General features: G+C 68.4%; 3 protein-coding genes. 2 read left to right on the plus strand and 1 reads right to left on the minus strand.

Annotated elements, in window-relative coordinates:
• On the minus strand, window positions 1–664 hold a 664-nt coding region (locus RH94_RS42510; RefSeq protein WP_234425561.1), incomplete at its 3' end, for a cysteine desulfurase family protein.
• Window positions 665–1,051: 387 nt separating this feature from the next.
• On the opposite strand from RH94_RS42510, the gene ctaC reads away from it, so the two are divergent.
• Entirely contained in the window at window positions 1,052–2,011 is a 960-nt protein-coding gene (gene ctaC, locus RH94_RS05990) for an aa3-type cytochrome oxidase subunit II (RefSeq protein ID WP_073946609.1), read from the plus strand.
• The coding region (locus RH94_RS05995; RefSeq protein WP_199880876.1) for a cytochrome c oxidase subunit I at window positions 2,008–2,941 on the plus strand (934 nt) is incomplete at its 3' end. The genes ctaC and RH94_RS05995, both read left to right, overlap by 4 nt.

The raw sequence follows: 2,941 nt of genomic DNA on the forward strand, positions 1-2,941 counted from the left end.
CCGCCGGTCCCTGGGGCGCGAACCGCACCCCCTTGCGCACCACGAGCAGCCCGACCCCCGACGGCCCGCCCCATTTGTGCGCACTCGCCGCCAGCAGTGACCAGCCCCCCTCCACCGGACCCCAGCCCAGCGACTGCGCCGCGTCCACCAGCAGCGGTACGCCCGCCGCCCGGCACACCTCGGCCACCTCGGCGACCGGCTGCTCGGTCCCCACCTCGTGGTTGGCCGACTGCAGACAGGCCAGCGCGGTGTCCTCGCGCAGCGCGGCCCCGTACGACGCGGCGGCCACCGCGCCCCCGCGGTCCACCGGCACCTGCGTGACCGTCCCGCCGTCCGCCTCGTGCGCCTCGGACGAGTGAAGGACCGAGGAGTGTTCGACCGCTGACACGATCAGGTGGCGTCCGACGCGCCGCCGCCCCGCCAGCGCCCCCGCGATCCCGCTGTGCACGGCCCGGGTCCCCGACGAGGTGAACGTCAGCTCGTCCGCCCGGCACCCCACCGCCTCCGCGGCCGCCTCCCTGGCCGCGTCCAGCAGCAACCGGGCCCGCCGCCCCTCCCTGTAAAGACGAGCGGGATCGGCCCACCCCTCGTCGAGGGAGGCGAGGAGCGCCTGCCGGGCAACGGAATGGAGAGGAGCACTGGAAGCAGCGTCGAAGTAGGCCACACGCCCACGCTACGACCTACGGAGGAGCAGGCGGGGGCGCGGGGCCGTGCCTGATGTGCGGCTCCTCCCCCAAGCCCTTGACGAGCAGGGAAACCCCCATCGTGGGCGCGACGGGCCGCGACGTACCAGCAGCCGCCGTAAAAGCTTCCTACCCACCCCCTCAGGTGCCCCAACCCCCCTCCGCAAACCAGCCCATGAAGGGACACTCCACCCCTTCGGGCCGACCCGCGGCGCGTAACCCACCCTCCCCGCGCTCCGCCGGAAGGCGTCCAGTAGGGTTTGGTCCGCATAAACATCCAAACCCCTGCCCGACGCAGGGCGGCGACCGACCAGCGAGAAGGCAGGCCGCAGCCAACCGCGCGGGCGAGACTCTCGGGAAGGCGCTACGTGAGTCCCAACGGCTCCGACCGCTCGCCGCGGCGCCCGATGCGGCGGAAGCTGCTGCAGGCACTGACTGCGGGCCTGGTCCTGGCGACCGCTACCGGTTGCACATACAAGGACTTTCCCCGACTGGGTATGCCCACCCCGACCACGGAAGAGGCTCCGATCATCCTCTCCCTGTGGCAGGGGTCCTGGGCGGCCGCGATTGCCGTCGGCTGCCTGGTGTGGGGTCTGATCCTGTGGAGTGCTTTCTTCCACCGGCGCAGTCGCACCAAGGTTGAGGTACCTCCGCAGACCCGGTACAACATGCCCATCGAGGCGCTGTACACGGTGGTCCCGCTCCTCATCGTCTCGGTGCTCTTCTACTTCACGGCCCGTGACGAGTCGAAGCTCCTGGACATGTCCAAGAAGCCCGACGTCACGGTGAACGTCGTCGGCTACCAGTGGAGCTGGGCCTTCAACTACATCGAGCCCGTTCCCGGTGTGACCGGTGACGCGAAGACCGACAAGAACCTGGCCGACATCCCGGACCGGTTCAAGGACGCCTTCCCGGCCAACGCCGGCGGCGTCTACGACTACGGCATCCCGGGCACGCGGAACCCCCAGAACGGCAATCCCGGCCCGACCCTGTGGCTGCCCAAGGGCAAGACCGTCCGCTTCGTTCTCACTTCGCGTGACGTCATCCACTCCTACTGGGTGCTGCCGTTCCTGATGAAGCAGGACGTCATCCCGGGCCACACCAACTCCTTCCAGGTGACCCCCACCATGGAGGGCACCTTCCGGGGCAAGTGCGCCGAGCTCTGCGGCCAGGACCACTCCCGGATGCTGTTCAACGTGAAGGTCGTCTCGCCCGAGCGCTACGAGCAGCACCTCAAGGACCTCGCTAAGAAGGGGCAGACCGGTTACGTTCCCGCCGGCATCGCGCAGACGAGCCACGAGAAGAACCGGGAGACGAAGAAGCTGTGAGCATCCTCAACCAACCTCAGGGTGCCGCGGCAGCTGAAGACGCTTACGAGAGCGAGCTGCCGGTCCGGCGCAAGCAACCGGGCAACGTCGTGGTGAAGTGGCTGACGACCACGGACCACAAGACGATCGGAACGCTGTACCTGGCGACGTCGTTCGCGTTCTTCTGCATCGGTGGCGTGATGGCGCTGCTCATGCGCGCCGAGCTGGCCCGTCCGGGCATGCAGCTGATGTCGAACGAGCAGTTCAACCAGGCGTTCACGATGCACGGCACGATCATGCTGCTGATGTTCGCGACGCCGCTGTTCGCCGGCTTCGCGAACTGGATCATGCCGCTGCAGATCGGCGCCCCGGACGTGGCCTTCCCGCGTCTGAACATGCTGGCCTACTGGCTGTACCTGATCGGCTCGCTCATCGCGGTGAGCGGCTTCCTCACCCCGCAGGGCGCACCCGACTTCGGCTGGACCGGCTACACGCCGCTGTCGGACGCGGTGCACACGCCGGGTCTGGGCGGCGACCTGTGGGTCATGGGTCTGGCCCTGCAGGGCTTCGGCACCATCCTGGGCTCGGTCAACTTCATCACCACGATCATCTGCATGCGCGCGCCGGGCATGACCATGTTCCGCATGCCGATCTTCACCTGGAACGTGCTGCTGACCGGCGTGCTGGTCCTGCTGGCCTTCCCCGTGCTCGCCGCCGCGCTGCTGGCACTGGAGGCGGACCGCAAGTTCGGCGCCCAGATCTTCGAGTCGTCCAACGGCGGTGCGCTGCTGTGGCAGCACCTGTTCTGGTTCTTCGGGCACCCCGAGGTGTACATCATCGCGCTGCCGTTCTTCGGCATCGTCAGTGAGATCATCCCGGTCTTCTCCCGCAAGCCGATGTTCGGCTACATGGGTCTGATCGGCGCGACCATCGCGATCGCGGGTCTGTCGG

The sequence above is a fragment of the Streptomyces kebangsaanensis genome (genome assembly GCF_001906585.1).
Lineage (GTDB): Bacteria > Actinomycetota > Actinomycetes > Streptomycetales > Streptomycetaceae > Streptomyces > Streptomyces kebangsaanensis.